This is a genomic window from Candidatus Glomeribacter gigasporarum BEG34, assembly GCF_000227585.1.
GTDB lineage: Bacteria > Pseudomonadota > Gammaproteobacteria > Burkholderiales > Burkholderiaceae > Glomeribacter > Glomeribacter gigasporarum_B.
On sequence record NZ_CAFB01000035.1, the window covers coordinates 22,136 to 37,835 of the forward strand.

At 57.7% G+C, this 15,700-nt stretch carries 9 protein-coding genes; 5 read left to right on the top strand and 4 right to left on the bottom strand.

From position 1 onward, the window contains the following. Nucleotides 1-61 precede the first annotated feature (61 nt). The 4 genes from carB to CAGGBEG34_RS01455 form a co-directional block, all read right to left on the bottom strand. The gene (gene carB, locus CAGGBEG34_RS01440) at nt 62-3,346 is read right to left on the bottom strand and encodes a carbamoyl-phosphate synthase large subunit (protein ID WP_006682123.1); all 3,285 of its coding nucleotides are present in this window, start codon (nt 3,344-3,346) and stop codon (nt 62-64) included. A gap of 48 nt (nt 3,347-3,394) precedes the next feature. Then, on the bottom strand, nt 3,395-4,702 hold the full coding sequence (locus tag CAGGBEG34_RS01445) for a carbamoyl phosphate synthase small subunit (RefSeq protein WP_006682124.1): 1,308 nt from the start codon (nt 4,700-4,702) through the stop codon (nt 3,395-3,397). Nucleotides 4,703-4,705: 3 nt separating this feature from the next. Then, complete coding sequence (locus CAGGBEG34_RS01450; protein WP_006682125.1) at nt 4,706-6,160, bottom strand: transglycosylase SLT domain-containing protein; 1,455 nt, start codon at nt 6,158-6,160, stop codon at nt 4,706-4,708. Between the two features lie 173 nt (nt 6,161-6,333). Beyond that, on the bottom strand, nt 6,334-6,753 hold the full coding sequence (locus CAGGBEG34_RS01455; RefSeq protein WP_006682126.1) for a transcriptional regulator: 420 nt from the start codon (nt 6,751-6,753) through the stop codon (nt 6,334-6,336). Between the two features lie 141 nt (nt 6,754-6,894). On the opposite strand from CAGGBEG34_RS01455, the gene trmB reads away from it, so the two are divergent. The 5 genes from trmB to recC all read left to right on the top strand — a co-directional run bounded on the left by trmB (nt 6,895) and on the right by recC (nt 15,637). Then, nucleotides 6,895-7,710, top strand: a complete 816-nt coding sequence (trmB, locus tag CAGGBEG34_RS01460; protein WP_006682127.1) for a tRNA (guanosine(46)-N7)-methyltransferase TrmB — start codon at nt 6,895-6,897, stop codon at nt 7,708-7,710. Then, complete coding sequence (mutY, locus tag CAGGBEG34_RS01465; protein ID WP_006682128.1) at nt 7,677-8,744, top strand: A/G-specific adenine glycosylase; 1,068 nt, start codon at nt 7,677-7,679, stop codon at nt 8,742-8,744. Before trmB ends, mutY begins: the two co-directional genes overlap by 34 nt. A 10-nt stretch (nt 8,745-8,754) precedes the next feature. After that, nucleotides 8,755-10,701 (top strand): bifunctional tRNA (5-methylaminomethyl-2-thiouridine)(34)-methyltransferase MnmC2/FAD-dependent 5-carboxymethylaminomethyl-2-thiouridine(34) oxidoreductase MnmC1, encoded by a 1,947-nt coding sequence (gene mnmC / locus CAGGBEG34_RS01470; RefSeq protein ID WP_006682129.1) that lies wholly within the window; start codon nt 8,755-8,757, stop codon nt 10,699-10,701. Nucleotides 10,702-11,584: 883 nt separating this feature from the next. Next, nucleotides 11,585-12,268: a winged helix-turn-helix transcriptional regulator gene (locus CAGGBEG34_RS01475; RefSeq protein WP_042687603.1), complete on the top strand. Its 684-nt coding sequence runs from the start codon at nt 11,585-11,587 to the stop codon at nt 12,266-12,268. Continuing rightward, nucleotides 12,269-15,637 carry an exodeoxyribonuclease V subunit gamma gene (gene recC, locus CAGGBEG34_RS01480; protein ID WP_006682130.1) on the top strand — a complete coding sequence of 1,123 codons (3,369 nt, stop codon included), beginning with the start codon at nt 12,269-12,271 and terminating at the stop codon, nt 15,635-15,637. Nucleotides 15,638-15,700 lie beyond the last annotated feature (63 nt).

A 15,700-nucleotide genomic window follows, 5' to 3' on the forward strand; every position in this document is an offset into this window, starting at 1 on the left:
AAAGTTCGTAAGAGCCAGACGGCAGGCGCATCGCTGCGCATATGAACCGCCGAAAAATGCTCTAATTCAGGCGGGCGTGCAGTCCCTGCAAATCATAGACTTCCAGATTTTGCAAGTCGCGCAATCCTTCGAGCGCTGCCCAGGCCGAAGACATATTCGTGTAATAGGTGAGATTGTGCGCCTGCGCAGTCGTGCGAATCAAGCGCGAATCAGCGATTGCCGCGCGGCTTTCATCGACGGTGGTGAACATCAATGCAATTTCACCATTTTTTAACATGTCCACAATATGCGGACGCCCTTCCTTGACTTTATTGATCGCCTTGACCGGAATGCCGGCTTGTGCAAGCGCTGCCGCCGTTCCTTTGGTTGCGACCAGCGGATAGCCGAGCTGGTGCAACTGGCGCGCGAGTTCGACCGCCATCGGTTTATCCCGATCCCTGACGGTTAATAATACCGTGCCTGATGCGGGCAGACGCATTCCGGCTGCCAACTGAGACTTAAAGAGCGCCTCTCCAAATGTTTGGCCGATTCCCATGACTTCGCCGGTCGAGCGCATCTCAGGGCCAAGCATTGGATCCACGCCGGGAAATTTGGCAAAAGGAAATATCGCTGCCTTCACGCTGAAATACGGCGGTTCAATTTCGCGCTTAACGCCCTGCTGCTTCAGCGTTTGTCCCACCATGCAGCGCGCGGCAATTTTGGCGAGTGGCTGGCCAATCGCTTTTGAAACATACGGAATCGTGCGCGATGCACGCGGATTGACTTCCAGTACGTAGATTTCGTCTTCATGCGTGCCTGCAGCGTTGAGCCGCCGCTGAATTGCAAACTGGACGTTCATCAACCCAACAACATTCAGCGCCTTCGCCAGCGCGGTAGTTTGCCGCTTCAATTCAGCAACGGTCTCCGCCGGGAGCGAATGCGCGGGCAGCGAACACGCCGAATCGCCCGAATGGATGCCCGCCTGTTCGATGTGCTCCATCACGCCGCCAATCCATACCTGCTTGCCATCGCAGACGCAATCGACATCGCATTCAATCGCATCATTTAAAAAATGGTCGAGCAGCACGGGCGCATCGTTGGATACGCGTGCCGCTTCATGCAAATAACGCTCCAGGTCTTGCGGCGCGTACACAATCTCCATTGCCCGTCCACCGAGTACGTAAGAAGGACGAACAACGAGCGGATAGCCGATTTCTTCCGCCTGCGCAAAAGCCTGCTCGTGTGAGCGCACGATGCGGTTCGGCGGCTGGCGCAAATCGAGTTGCTGCAACAGTTGCCGGAAACGCTCACGGTCTTCGGCCCGATCAATCGACGCGGGCGATGTGCCAATAATCGGAACGCCCGCTGCTTCCAGATCAAGCGCCAGCGCCAGCGGCGTTTGTCCGCCGTATTGGACGATCACGCCCTGCGGCCGTTCCTTGTCGACAATTTCGAGCACGTCTTCAAGCGTCAGCGGCTCAAAATACAGCCGGTCGGAACGGTCGTAATCGGTCGATACCGTTTCGGGATTACAGTTGACCATAATCATTTCATAGCCGTCCTCCGCCAGCGCCGCCGCCGCATGCACGCAGCAATAATCGAATTCGATGCCTTGCCCGATGCGGTTCGGGCCGCCGCCGAGCACGACGATTTTCTTGCGGCTGCTCGGCTGCGCTTCGCATTCTTCCTCGTAGGTCGAATACAGATACGCCGTGTGCACCGCAAATTCAGCCGCGCAGGTATCGACGCGCTTATACACCGGCCGCACGTTCAATTGCCAGCGGCGCGCGCGTACCGCAGCGGGCGTCGTGTGCATTAAGCGCGCCAGGCGGCGGTCGGAAAAACCGCTGCGCTTCAGGCGCCGCAATCCATCCGCAGACAATTCCTCAAGGGCGCATTCCTGCAATGCCTGTTCTTGCTGCACGATCTGCTCGATCTGCGCCAGGAACCACGGGTCGATGCCTGTCTCAGCATGAATGTGCGCGCGCGTGAGTCCGATTCGGAACGCATCGGCCACAAACCAGATACGGTGCGGGCCAGGCGCACTGATTTCCTTGCCGATTTCATCGGGGTTAAGCGATTTTGAATCGAGTCCGTCAACGCCGACTTCCAGTCCGCGCAGCGCCTTTTGAAACGATTCCTGAAAGGTGCGGCCAATCGCCATCACTTCGCCGACCGATTTCATCTGCGTGGTGAGATGCAGATCGGCGTCTCGGAACTTCTCGAACGCAAAACGCGGCATTTTGGTGACCACATAATCGATGGCCGGCTCGAATGAGGCCGGAATACCGCGTCTAAACGAATCGGCCTCTAAATGGATCATCTCGTTATGCAGCTCGTCGAGCGTATAGCCGACGGCGAGCTTTGCTGCGATTTTGGCGATGGGGAATCCGGTCGCTTTGGACGCCAGCGCCGATGAGCGCGAGACGCGCGGGTTCATTTCAATGACGACCATGCGCCCATCGCGCGGATTCACTGCAAACTGCACATTCGATCCACCCGATTCAACGCCAATCTCGCGCAATACGGCGCACGCGGCATTGCGCATGCGCTGGTATTCCTTATCGGTCAGCGTTTGCGCAGGTGCTACGGTAATCGAATCGCCGGTATGAATGCCCATCGGGTCCAGATTTTCGATTGAGCACACGATCATGCAGTTGTCACGCGCATCGCGCACGACTTCTAATTCAAACTCCTTCCAGCCGAGCAGCGATTCTTCAATCAGCAATTCATGCGTCGGCGATAAATCGAGTCCGCGTTTGCAGATCTCTTCAAATTCTTCGCGGTTATAGGCAATGCCGCCGCCCGAACCGCCGAGCGTAAACGAAGGCCGGATGACGACCGGATACCCGCCGCCGCCCGCGTACGCGGCCATTTGCGCAATGTCAGCCTGCACCGCGAGCGCTTCTTCCAGCGAATGCGCGAGGCCCGACAATGCCGATGTCAAACCGATACGGGTCATGGCCTGCTTGAATTTCTGCCGGTCTTCAGCCGCATCAATCGCTTGAGGCGAAGCGCCGATCAACTCAACGGCGTATCGGTCCAGGATGCCTTGCCGGTGCAGTTCGAGCGCACAATTCAGCGCTGTTTGCCCGCCCATCGTCGGCAGAATTGCATCTGGCCGCTCCTTGGCGATGATGCGCTCCAGCGTTTCCCAAGTCACCGGCTCGATATATGTCACATGCGCGGTGTCGGGATCGGTCATGATCGTCGCCGGATTACTGTTGACGAGAATGACCCGATACCCTTCTTGAACCAGCGCACGGCACGCCTGCGTTCCGGAATAATCAAATTCGCAGCCTTGCCCGATGATGATCGGGCCGGCGCCGATGATCAAAATGCGATGCAGGTCAGCGCGTTTTGGCATGTGAGGAAAGGATAGAGCACGGCGTGCAGCAAGAATCGTGAATAAGCTTTAAAACAGCGCCAAAAAACGGTCGAATAGAGTCGCCGCGTCGTGCGGCCCCGGCGATGCTTCAGGATGTCCCTGAAAACCAAAGACAGGCCGGTCAGTCAACTCAAAGCCCTGCACAGAACCGTCGAATAATGAACGATGCGTCACCCGCGCGTTGGAGGGCAGCGTTCTAGCATCGACTGCGAAGCCGTGATTTTGTGAAGTCATCAAAACCCGTCCGGACTCCAGATCGCGCACCGGATGATTCGCGCCATGATGGCCGGTTTTCATTTTGACCGTGCGCGCGCCGAGCGCCAGCGCAATCAGTTGATATCCCAGACACAAGCCAAAAACCGGCAGCGCGCGGTCAATGAATTCGCGTACAATGCAAATCGCCTGCGTGCAGGATTGCGGGTCGCCGGGGCCATTCGACAAGAAAATGCCGTCGGGCGCGTGCGCCAGTACATCGGCAGCCGTAGCAACCGCGGGCAGTACGGTCACGCGGCAGCCGCGTTGCGCGAGCATGCGCAATGTATTGAATTTAATCCCGTAATCCAGTGCAACGATATGACATGCCGATGTCTCTAGAGCATTTTTCAGCGGTTTGCCCTGTGTCGCTTCTGCGTTTTCGGTATTCGGGATCGCTGCGGGGTCGCATCCATCGCGCTGCGCGCGACGGAACCTGCTCCGCCCGCATCGATCCCCATACTGTCTTCGCGCTCGCTCCTTGGGCAATCTCACTGAAAAATGCTCTAGCGCACTAGAGTCCCCATAACCCTTGCCCGCCCGCCATTCCATTTGCGTCCACGGATAAGGCGCAGCGGTTGAAACCATATGGATTAATTCGCTGCCCTGCATTGCCGCTGCCTTCTGCGCGCGCTCGATGGCTTGATCGACGCGGGCTACAGCGTCTTCGCCCGTCACAATGCAGCCGTTTTGCGCGCCTTGCGTGCGCAGCATGCGCGTCAAGCGGCGCGTATCGATGCCAGCAATCGCCACAATGCGCTGAGTGCGCAGATATTCTGCGAGCGTTTGCCGCATCCGGAAATTCGACGGCACCGCCGGCATATCGCGGACGACCAGTCCAGCCGCCTGAATGTGCGATGATTCGATGTCTTCTTCGTTGACGCCGGTATTGCCAATATGAGGCGCGGTCAATGTCACAATCTGACGCGCATAACTGGGATCTGTCAATATTTCCTGATAGCCGGTCAGCGCCGTGTTAAAAACCACTTCGCCGACGGTAGAACCGGATGCGCCGACGGAATCGCCATAAAAAACCGCGCCGTTGGCGAGTGCAAGCAGCGCGGGCGGGCAAGACGGCGGCATCGTTTATTTCGCATGTACACGGCTTACCGCTGTTGGATGCGCGCGCACATACAACACGATTCTCTGTCCCAGCGCAAGTTGCGAACGGAGCTGCCGGTTCCATCTGCGCAACTGGGCCAGAGAGACATGATAGAGCTTTGCAAAGGCCGCGGTCGACTGGGGCCGCTGGACGCGAATCACGCGGCGCTGCATATTCGCATTCGAGATTATCGGTTCAAACACAAGCTGTGCATTCTCGGCAATGTCAGCGCTGATATCTTCACCTTCCTGATCCCTGGGAACAAGCAAAGTTGAACCTGGTTTGATCCACCGGCCGGATGGGATTTTATTCACCGAAATCAGCGTGACCGGATCAACGTGCATTTTTGCGGCCAGCTCGGACGGGCGCATACGTTTTGCGACGGTATGCGTCGTCCAGCTTGACAATGCGCCATCGTAACTCTGCAACGCCGCTTCAAATTGCTGCGCATTTTCAAACGGCAGCAGAATCTTCGGCTGCGCGGCGCCTACGATCACCGGCTTTGAGAATGAGGGATTGAGCGCGCGAAATTCATTAAGAGACAAGCCCGCCAGTTGCGCCGCCACCTGAACATCCATATCGCGCGTGACCGTCACCGTGGAAAAATATGGGCGATTGGGAATGTCCGCGAGTTCAACGCGATATTGCCGGGGATTGAACACAATCCTTTTAATGGCCTGCAATTTAGGCACGTAATCGCGCGTTTCATTCGGCATTCTCAGGCTTGCGTAATCTGCGGGCAGACCCGCGCGCTGATTCCTTTTAATAGCGCGCTGCACATTGCCCATGCCCCAATCGTATGCGGCCAGCGCAAAGTGCCAGTCGCCGAACATTTCATATAACTTCGATAAATAATCGAGCGCGGCATCGGTTGACGCAAGCACATCACGGCGTTCATCGCGGAACAGATTCTGCGCAAGCGCATATTCGCGACCTGTGGCGGGCACAAATTGCCAGATGCCGGCGGCCTTTGCCACCGATAAGGCGCGCGGATCATAGGCGGACTCGATAAAAGGCAGCAACGCCAGTTCGGCTGGCATTTGACGCGCTTCAAGCGCTTCAACGATGTGAAACAGATAGCGTTTGGAGTGCTCGGTCATGCGCGCGACGTCATCTGGATGTGAGGCATACCGGGACAGCCACTTCTGAACCAGATCATTTTCCAGATCGGGCATCTGGAAACCGCCGCGGATGCGAGACCATAAATCGCCTGCGCTCTCCTGATCGTCCTGATTCAGAAATTGCGCTTCCAGCCGCTGGGCGCGGGTCAGCCCAAAGGGCTTTTGCGCGTTTGCCAACACGGGAGAAAGCGGAGGGTAGGAAGAAGCGGATGGAGCAAAACGGACAGGATGGGTTCCGGAGCGCTGCGCTGTTGAAACTGGAGAAGTTACGCACGCAGACAGTAAAGGCGCTAAGAGCGCGATCAAACACAGTCGCATTGAGGGCAGATTCCGTCGGACGGCACAAAAATGATGAGATAGTAGGCAAAGCGCACCGCTTCGTCAACCAGAGCATTTTTCAGCGGCCTGCACTGCGCAACGATGCGCTCACTCTTTGTGCCCTCTCACTGAAAAATGCTCTGGAGCATGGTGAGCGGGCGCTTTTTTATCAGTCATTCGGGTGACTTGCCATAGAAGTGGGTCACCAGTTCTACGACGAGATAGCGTTGATGATCTGGCAGCGCCTCAATCTGTGTGGCGAGTAACAGCGTCTCAGGTGAAGGGGAATATTTGAGTTGTGCGCGTTGAGTATTTTCCAATTTAGACTGTATGGGTTCCGGAGGCGGCCCATAATGCAGCCAGTGCGGGTTGACGCCCAGCCATTCAGCCAGTATTTCAATTTTGTCCGCGGTTGGAATCGCTCGACCAGACAGCCATTTATGTGCCGTCTGGACGGTGATGCTACGGTTGGAGCGGTATTTTAAATTAAAAAGGCGCGCCAAATCTGTAGCGCCTTTAATGGTTTGAGCGCTTTTTCTCAGAGCGAATCTTAAACGCGCTGAAAAATCGGATTTTTCTTTGGCTGTTGGCATAACGGAAATTCTGCAATACGCAGAGTCGCCATTAGTCAACTTTTAAAGCGATATTTAAACCATTAATTTAAAAAATTTAATGCAAAAAATAGATTTACTATTTCTTTAATAAGATTTATACCCAAAAAAATACAGAAAGAAATGAAAAATGCTTCATATGGTCTCCAACCCGCGTTATCCACGAAAATTCAAATCCGCCGCGTGCGCAGCTTTGTCACGCGCGCCGGACGTCTGTCGAACGCTCAGCGGCGTGCGCTTGAAACGCTCGCGCCACGTTTTGTAACGCCTTTCCATCCAGAGCCGCACGGCGCAAAAAGCGCGTCCGCGCGCCTTGCCCCGTTTGACTGGCGCGCGCATTTCGGGCGCGAAGCGCCACGCGTGCTGGAAATTGGATTTGGCATGGGGGAGACAACCGCCGAGATAGCGCGGCGCTGGCCGCATGTCGATTTTTTGGGAATCGAAGTGCATACGCCGGGGATCGGCGCCTTATTGCAGCGGATCGATGCCCATGCACTGAACAATATCCGCATCATTGCGCACGATGCCGTGCAGGTCATCGAACAGATGATCGAGGACGGGAGCCTGGATGGCGCGCATATTTTTTTTCCCGATCCGTGGCCCAAGGCGCGGCATCATAAACGCCGCCTGATTCAGCCAGCTTTCGTTGCGCGGCTTGCCGCGCGGCTTGCGCCTGGCGCTTATCTGCACTGCGCGACCGATTGGCAGGACTATGCCGAGCACATGCTCGCGGTGCTCAGCGCGCAACCCTCGCTTGAAAATACCGCGCCTGGTTACACGCCGCGCCCCGCATACCGGCCTGTCACAAAGTTTGAGGCGCGCGGCAGACAGCGCGGTCACGGGATTTGGGATTTGGTTTTCCGGAAAAAACCCGCGGGAAGACTGACACCCATCTATCATATTGAATGCTCTCCAAATCAGGATTCGCTCCGCGTCTAGTTGCCTGGCAACGGCTACATGGCCGTCACGATCTGCCTTGGCAGAACACGCACGATCCTTACCGCATCTGGCTCGCCGAAATCATGCTGCAGCAAACGCAGGTGGCGAGCGTGATTCAGTATTACCACCGGTTTCTGGCGCGTTTTCCTGATGTAAAGACGCTGGCGGATGCACCGCTGGATGAGGTGATGGCGCGCTGGAGCGGGCTGGGATACTACGCGCGCGCCCGTCATCTGCAGCGTTGCGCGCAGCGCGTCATGCGTGAATACGGCGGCATTTTTCCGCGCGATGTGGAGATGCTGATCACATTGCCTGGCGTTGGCCGCTCAACAGCGTCCGCGATTGCCGCGTGTGCGTATGGCGCGCCTCAGCCGATTCTGGACGGCAATGTCAAGCGCGTGCTGACGCGCATATTCGGGATTGAAGGATTTCCCGGCGCGCCGCGCATCGAAAACGCCTTGTGGACGCTGGCTGAATCGCTGCTGCCCGCGCTTGTGGCCAATCAGGAAGAAAATCTAAAAACCATGCGCGCATATACGCAGGGCCTGATGGACTTAGGCGCGCTTGTGTGCAGGCGCGCGCGCCCAGACTGCGCGCGGTGTCCGTTTCAAGAGGAGTGTGTTGCGTTTGCAACCGGCCGCACGCATGAACTTCCGCAGGCGCGGCCTAAAAAAGCGAAGCCTGTGCGGCGCGCCTTCATGCTGGTGCTGCGCTCCGGAAATGCTGTGCTGCTTGAACGGCGTGCCCCCAAGGGAATTTGGGGCGGCTTGTGGAGCTTGCCCGAAGCGTCTAACGAGGCGGAACTGCTTGCCTGCGCGGCGCGTTTTGGCGCATTCGGCCCATTTACGAGGCTCGCCGCCGTGACGCATACCTTCACGCATTTTCAGCTGAGGATTGAGCCACGGCTGGCCACGCTGCCCGCCTGCGCTTATGCGGGCAACTGTTTGGCGGGTCAAGAACAGGCGTGGACGCCGCTATGCGAACTCCATCAATATGGTTTGCCCGCGCCAGTGCGGCGTTTGCTCACACGGTGAGCGCCCGATCATGACGCCCTTAATCGAGCCAGCCAAATTTGCCATACGTAGCGATGGCGTTCTGTATTCATTGAAGTTTGGCGATGTATACCATAGCGCAGCGGGTTGTTTTGGGCAGACGCGCCATGTCTTCCTGAACGGTAACGGTCTGCCGGAACGCTGGCGCGCCCGGCGCGTGTTTACGATTGTCGAGACGGGGTTCGGCCTGGGCCTGAACTTTATCAGCACCTGGGCGCTGTGGCGCAACGATCCGGCGCGCTGCAACCGGCTCCATTTTGTCTCCATTGAGAAGCATCCTTTCACGCGCGCGGATTTAGCTGCGCTGTTGCCTCGCATCGCACATCCGGATATCGCGCCGCTCGCGAATCAATTGCTTGCCCATTGGCCTGTCCTCGCGCCTGGCTTGCACCGGATTGAATTTGAACAGGGCGGCGTGATACTGACGCTTGCATTCGGCGATATTGCTGAACAACCGCCGGCATTAAGCGCATGCGCAGATGCGTTTTATCTGGATGGTTTCGCTCCGGTAAAAAATCCGGAGATGTGGAGCGCGGCGACATTCAAATCGCTGGCCCGGCTTGCGGCGCGCAACGCGACATTGGCGACCTATACCAGCGCGAGCGCGGTTCGTCGCGGTCTGACTGACGCAGGCTTTGAGGTGAGACGGGCCACGGGTTATGGCGGCAAACGGGAAATGACCGTTGGACGCTTTATATCGTATTCGCGGGCAGAGGAAAATCATGCGCGCCTCTCTGTGGCAGCGCCGCAACGGCATGCGATCGTGATTGGCGCGGGGCTTGCCGGTTGCGCGGTCGTCGAACGGCTCGCGGCTCGCGGCTGGCAGATCACATTGATTGAGCGCCGCGCGCAGCCCGCTCGCGAGACTTCCGGCCATACTGCCGGCCTGTTTCATCCATTGATCACAAAGCAGGAGGGGGTGAAATCACGCCTCACGCGCGCGGGATTTCTGTATGCGTTGCGCAACTGGCAAGCGCTTGCCAGCCGCACGTCTTGCGCCTCGCCTCTTCAAGCGTTCAGTGAGCGGGCAAATGGTTTGCTGCACTTGAGGGAATCCGAAGACAATGATCTAGCGCATGTTTCGGTCGATTTACCCAAAGATTATGTCCGCTGTGTTTCGCGTGCCGAAGCAAAAACGCTGGCGGGCGTCCGACCTGCATCGGGCGGATTCTTTTTTCCTGCGGGCGGCCGGTGCGACCCGGTCTTGTTATGCCGCGCACAGTTGGAGGCGGCGGGACAGGCGCTGACCGCGCACTGGATGAGGCCCGTGGCGCGGCTGGTCCGGGAGGCAGATCATTGGCATGCGGTAGATCAGCATGGCTTGGTCATTGCCTGTGCGCCGGTTGTGATTATTGCGGCGGCGCATCACACCGCCCGGCTTGGAGGATTACGCGATGCCTCCGCCCGCGCAGTGCGCGGTCAGCTAACGATTGCGCCCCGCATTGCGCAATTGCCGCTCGCGCTGCCCGTGATCGGCGGCGGATATGCAGTCCCTCTACCGGATCAAAAATTGATGATCGGCGCGAGCTACGATTTCGACGATGATCCCTTGCCTCGCGCGTTGAGCCATATGGAAAATCTGAGCCGGCTGCACCGACTGTTCCCTGATACTCCGGTGGATATTGATTTAGCATCGCTCACCGGTGCGGTCGGCTTCCGCTGCATTGCCCGCGACCGGCTGCCGTTGATTGGGGCGCTCGCCGATGAACGCCAGCCAGACCTCCACCGCCATGCTTCCGACAAAGCGCATCTATCCGGTTTGCATCGCCAGCCTGGTTTATACGGCGCATTTGCTTACGGCTCGCGCGGACTGATCTGGGCAGCGCTGGCAGGCGAGTTGATTGCCTGCGCGATTGAGCGTGAACCCATGCCGATTGAGGCGGAGCTGATCAATGCCGTCGATCCTGCGCGTTTCCTGTTAAAAATGCGTTCATTGTAGTCTGTCAGATCAAGTCTTGGCTGACGCTCGTTTTTGCACGTATTCAAAACATACAAAGGCAGTGTAAAGTTGCGGTTTTTTTCCTTGGTGATCTCTATATCATAAATCTTGAACAGGCGCTTAAAGAGGGCCTCTAGCTCATGTATGGTTAGAGCAGCGGACTTGGCAAATAACTTCCTAAAGCATAGTCGTTCAGTCAAATGCAATGGAGCGTTGTGATAAGGGTTGCCTGAATGTGCGAGCCATCCGTTCGTTTGATGCTGCACACAGGTAGAACTGCTCAAATTCGGGGAAACCTCTGGTTCGACTCCGTGGTAATCCCGAGCGAAGCCCTTTAAAAGGGAACGTGTAGAGACTGTACGGGCAGGTCGTCAAGACAAGAGACAGTCCAGACCCCAAACCCGAAAGGGGCGGCGAAAGCCGTAGCGGGTATGCATAATCCGTTGGTGCCGGGTTCGACTCCCGGGGGGCCCACCCTCAATGGTTGTTTTTGATTCTACAAAAATATTTTTTGTGCGGATGGTCGCTGTTGTTGCCACCTGGAACCCGACAATCACGGCAGCCCTTGATCTTCAGTCTGTACCGTCTATTTTCCAGTTTGATTCCCAAGAATCCGTATTTTTTTGGCGCTCAAGGTCAGCCTTGGTTCTGTGCGGACTTAGAACCTATTTACGATTCTTTCTGCGCGCCCGTAGGCCTGCGTCGGGCGATGACCAGTGACAGTCGAGGCACTTCAAATGCATTTTTGTCACAATTAGTAACAGAAATCTTCTTTTAAACGCATCGAATTCTCAAAAAATTTCTCCTGGCTGTTTAGTCAAGCTTAAGAGCGCCACGTAGACGATGACTGCGTGGATCGAAAACTCAACGCTAGGAGAGGATGATGAAAGTTGCTGTGTTAACAAAAGATACGTATCTGTTCAAACAAGTATGTGATGCATTCACCGGTGAAAATGCTTATTGCCAGTGCTTTATTGAAGATCAGACTCTGATTCGGGAATTTCCCCGTCAATTATTCAACTTGATTGTCATTGACGCCGCACATTGTCATTTCACAGCGCGCCACCCTGTGAGTATCTGGCGTGAATGCTATTCGGATTGCCGCGCGCCAATCATTGTGGTCAGGCAATTTCTGGATCCAGATACCCTGAAAGAAAGCTTCTGCGCGGGTGCGGATGATGTGGTATTTGACCCGATGTGTTCGCACGAGCTTAATATGCGCGCATATATGCTGTTGCACCCGAGGCAGACGCAACGTATCAATGCGCTGCTCGAAGTGAGCGGCTATGCCTTGAGCAAGTGCAACCATACCGTCTGTCTGAAGGGCCAGACGATCCAGCTCACCGCGCGTGAATTCGCAATCGCCTGGCTGTTCTTTTCCTGTCCCGGACAATTTTTCAGCCGCCAGCAAATCGCCAAAGCGATTTGGGGCAGAGATGAGCACATCGTAAGCCGCACGCTGGAGCAGCATATCTATAAACTACGCAAGAAGCTCTATCTCGGACGGGGTTCAGACGCGCGCCTCAAAACGATTTATGCACTCGGTTACCGGCTGGATGTCGCCTAAATGCTGACCCTGTTCGACTCAAACCGCTATGAAGCGCTGACCGAGGCCTTACTGGACGCGCTCGCTGAGTCTGCATCCGATGGCAGCCCCTGGCGCGCCCTGTCCATCATCGCGCCGAGCGCGGCCATCCAGCGCCGGCTCGAACTGGAGATTGCAGCGCGCTTTGGCATTTGCGCCAATATTCAGTTCAGTTATCTTGCGCAATGGCTCTGGAAGCAGATTGGACAGGTCATGAATCTGTCCGCTTCAAACGCATTTGTGTCTGAACGGCTCGTCTGGCGCTGTTACCGTTTGCTTAAGGCGCGGGCGTGGGCCCATATGCCGCGGCTTTCCGGCTGGCTGCGCGATGCGGATGAGGCGATGCGTTACGCGCTCGCGCAACGCATTGCGCGGCTCTTTGACCGTTATTTGCTCTATCGTCCCGACTGGCTCGACGCCTGGCAGCGCGGACAGTCCATTCTGACTCTGGAGCGCGCCGATGCCATGCACTGGGACGATGAACAATGGCAAATGCAACTGTGGCGGCAACTCTGCGCTGAATGCGCCGCGCCTAAGGACACAGCGCCTGGCCTGTTTCCCTTTCTCTCCCGCGCCGCTGCGCTCGACGCCGCAACCATTGCGCGCGCGCAATGGCCAGAGCGGCTGCATGTGTTCGCATTGCCTGCGATTGCGCCGCTTCATCTTGCCCTGCTGCGCGAATTCGCGCGCTGGATCGATATCCGGCTCTATACCCTTAATCCATGCCGCCAGTACTGGGGGGATTGGGTCAGCGCCGCACAACGGGCCGATCTCGCGCTGCACGGCCAAGCCGACCATGCCGAAGTCGGTAACGTTCTGCTGACCGAATGGGGACAGCAGACCCAAACGCATTTAACACAACTCCAGACACTCGCCGATACCGTAGAGACGGTCGAAGTCTCGCGCCCTATCGAAAACCCCGCGTCCACGTGGCTGGCCGCATTGCAGAATGCCTGGCTCGACGGCCGCGCGTTGCCCAAAGCGCCGACGGTAGAGGCTCCCGCATGTATTGAAATCCATATTTGCCATAGCCTCACGCGCCAGCTTGAAGTCTTGCATGATCGTCTGCTCGCGTTGTTCAATGCCAACGATGCTGACACTGCGCCGCCTTCGCCTTCAGACGCGCTGGTCGTCATTCCCAATCTTGCCGCCGCCGCGCCTTTAATCGACGCGGTTTTTGGCGCAACGCGCGGCGCGCGCCGGATTCCTTACCGCATCACTGGCCTGCCCGCAGCGCGCGCCCATCCGGCGATCCACATGTTGCGCTGCCTGTTGTCTTTGCTGGACCAGCGCATCACGTGGGCCAATCTGATGGAATGGCTCAGGATCGATGGGATCGCCGTGCGTTATGGCCTTGAAGAATGTGCGCTGGAGGCAATCGAACGCTGGTGCAGCGCTGCAGGCGCGCTGCACAGTGAAATAGAGGCGACGCCGTGCCAGCCGCTGAAAAAAGCCCTAATGAGGCTCTATTTAGGCTATGCCCTGCCTGAGGGCGCTGCGCCGGTTGCCGGCGTATTGCCCGCCTCCGCCGTTGTCAATCCTGAAGAACTCGAATGGTTAGGGCGCCTGTCTTGCCTGATCGACAACCTGGACAATGTTGCGCAGCTCTGCGCGCAAGCCGCGCCCGCTGCCGAATGGCAAACCCGGCTGCTCGGTGCGCTTGAACATTTCTTTCCCGCGCACGCTCAGGACGCTGAAGCGATGATTGAAGTGCGGGCGGCGTTAAATCGGCTATTTGAAGCGATGCAGGAGGGCGCCGCCGATGCGCTTCTACCCGCGGCCGTGGTACGCAGCGCATTGATGCTGGCGCTCGAAGAACCCGCGCGCGGCGGCGTTCCCACCGGCGGCGTGACTTTTTGCGCGCCCGCCAGTCTGCGCGGCCTCCCTTACCGGGTCGTCTGCCTGCTTGGAATGGACGACGGCGCGCTGCCGGGCCGCCATCACCCCGATGAATTCGATCTGAGCGCTGCACTCCCCCGCGCCGGCGACCGGCAGCGGCGGCAAGAAGAGCGCAATCTATTTCTCGACCTGATTCTGGCCGCGCGCGAGCGGCTGCTGATTGCGTATACCGGACGACATCTGCGCGACAACGCGCCGCTGCCGCCCGCCGCCCCCGTCGATGAACTGCTCGATCATTTAGGCGAAGCCTTAGCGAGCGCTTCCGGCCATCGCTCCCGGACGGCGATTGCCAACGCGCGTAAACGCTTTATCGTCGAACATCCATTGCACCCGTTTTCCGCTGAGTATTTTTCAAACGCTGAACCGCGCTCGTCAAAGTCTTCGCATTTATTCACCTACAACCCGGATTGCGCTGAAATCGCCGCGGCGCTCAACGTCCGCCCGGCGCGCGCATCCGCGCCATTGTTGAGCCGTCCGCTGCCGCCCCTAGAAAATGGCAACGATCCGGTCATTGAATTCAGCGCATTTGAGCGTTTCTGGCGGCATCCGGCGCGCGCGCTGCTGTGCGAGCGTCTAGGCATCCGGCTTGCCAAAACGCCGTGTGCATTTCTCGACCTTGAACCGTTTACCCTCGATCCTGCTTGCCGACGCGCGCTGGCAAATCGCGTATTACCGCTCCTGCTCGCCGGCGATGCGCACGCTAGAGCGAAATGCTCCAGCGCGGCGTTCAACGCTTGCGCCGAACGCGCGCGCAGTATCGCGCGGGCAAGCCCCGAACTGCCGAATGGCGCGCTTGGCGCCGCGCTGTGCGCCTCTGAATTCGAAGCATTGACCGACCTGGCCGCGCGCATTCGCAGCGCGGGCTGGCAATCGCCTACGCCGCGCCTATTTACGCTCGAACTCACGCCCGCTTGGCCCGCTGCGCTCGCGCAGCCCGAATGCAATGCCGTCCGCGCCCAAACGCCCATCCAGATAGCAGGCTTGTTGCAGACGGCCGCGCACGACCGCCTTATCCTCTATCGCTATGCGCCCGCTGGCGCGCGCGATTATTTAAGCGCCTGGCTATGTCATTTAGTGATGTGTGCGCGCGCAGGCGCGAAAGAGGCGCCGCGCACGATCTGGCTCGGTCATCCAGATGAATTTGCGTTCAAGCCTGTGCAGCGCGGGCGAGCGCGCGCGCATCTGGCTGAACTGGCGGCGCTGTACGGTTTTGGACAATGCGCGCCGCTGCGTTTCTTTCCAATCAGCGCATGGGCCTTGGTCCATCAGGGCGAAGCCGCGGCGCGGCGCGCCTGGAACGGCGATGTCAAAAAGAAAGGCGAAGCCAATGACGCCTGGCTGCGTATTGCTCTGCGCGGCGAGCGGCTATCCGCCGCGCTCGATGCGCATTTCAGCGCGCTGGCGCGCACGGTATTGACGCCGCTGATTGAATATTTAGAAGTCATTTCATAAATATAGCCAAGCGCATTTCATCTGATACGGCGGCTTCAAAGCTCGCCGTATTCGTATACTGTC

Coding starts and splice junctions, on each gene's coding strand:
- carB (WP_006682123.1), bottom strand. CDS start 3,346: ATGCCAAAACGCGCTGACCTGCATCGCATTTTGATCATCGGCGCCGGC.
- CAGGBEG34_RS01445 (WP_006682124.1), bottom strand. CDS start 4,702: ATGCCGCCGTCTTGCCCGCCCGCGCTGCTTGCACTCGCCAACGGCGCG.
- CAGGBEG34_RS01450 (WP_006682125.1), bottom strand. CDS start 6,160: ATGCGACTGTGTTTGATCGCGCTCTTAGCGCCTTTACTGTCTGCGTGC.
- CAGGBEG34_RS01455 (WP_006682126.1), bottom strand. CDS start 6,753: ATGCCAACAGCCAAAGAAAAATCCGATTTTTCAGCGCGTTTAAGATTC.
- trmB (WP_006682127.1), top strand. CDS start 6,895: ATGAAAAATGCTTCATATGGTCTCCAACCCGCGTTATCCACGAAAATT.
- mutY (WP_006682128.1), top strand. CDS start 7,677: ATGCTCTCCAAATCAGGATTCGCTCCGCGTCTAGTTGCCTGGCAACGG.
- mnmC (WP_006682129.1), top strand. CDS start 8,755: ATGACGCCCTTAATCGAGCCAGCCAAATTTGCCATACGTAGCGATGGC.
- CAGGBEG34_RS01475 (WP_042687603.1), top strand. CDS start 11,585: ATGAAAGTTGCTGTGTTAACAAAAGATACGTATCTGTTCAAACAAGTA.
- recC (WP_006682130.1), top strand. CDS start 12,269: ATGCTGACCCTGTTCGACTCAAACCGCTATGAAGCGCTGACCGAGGCC.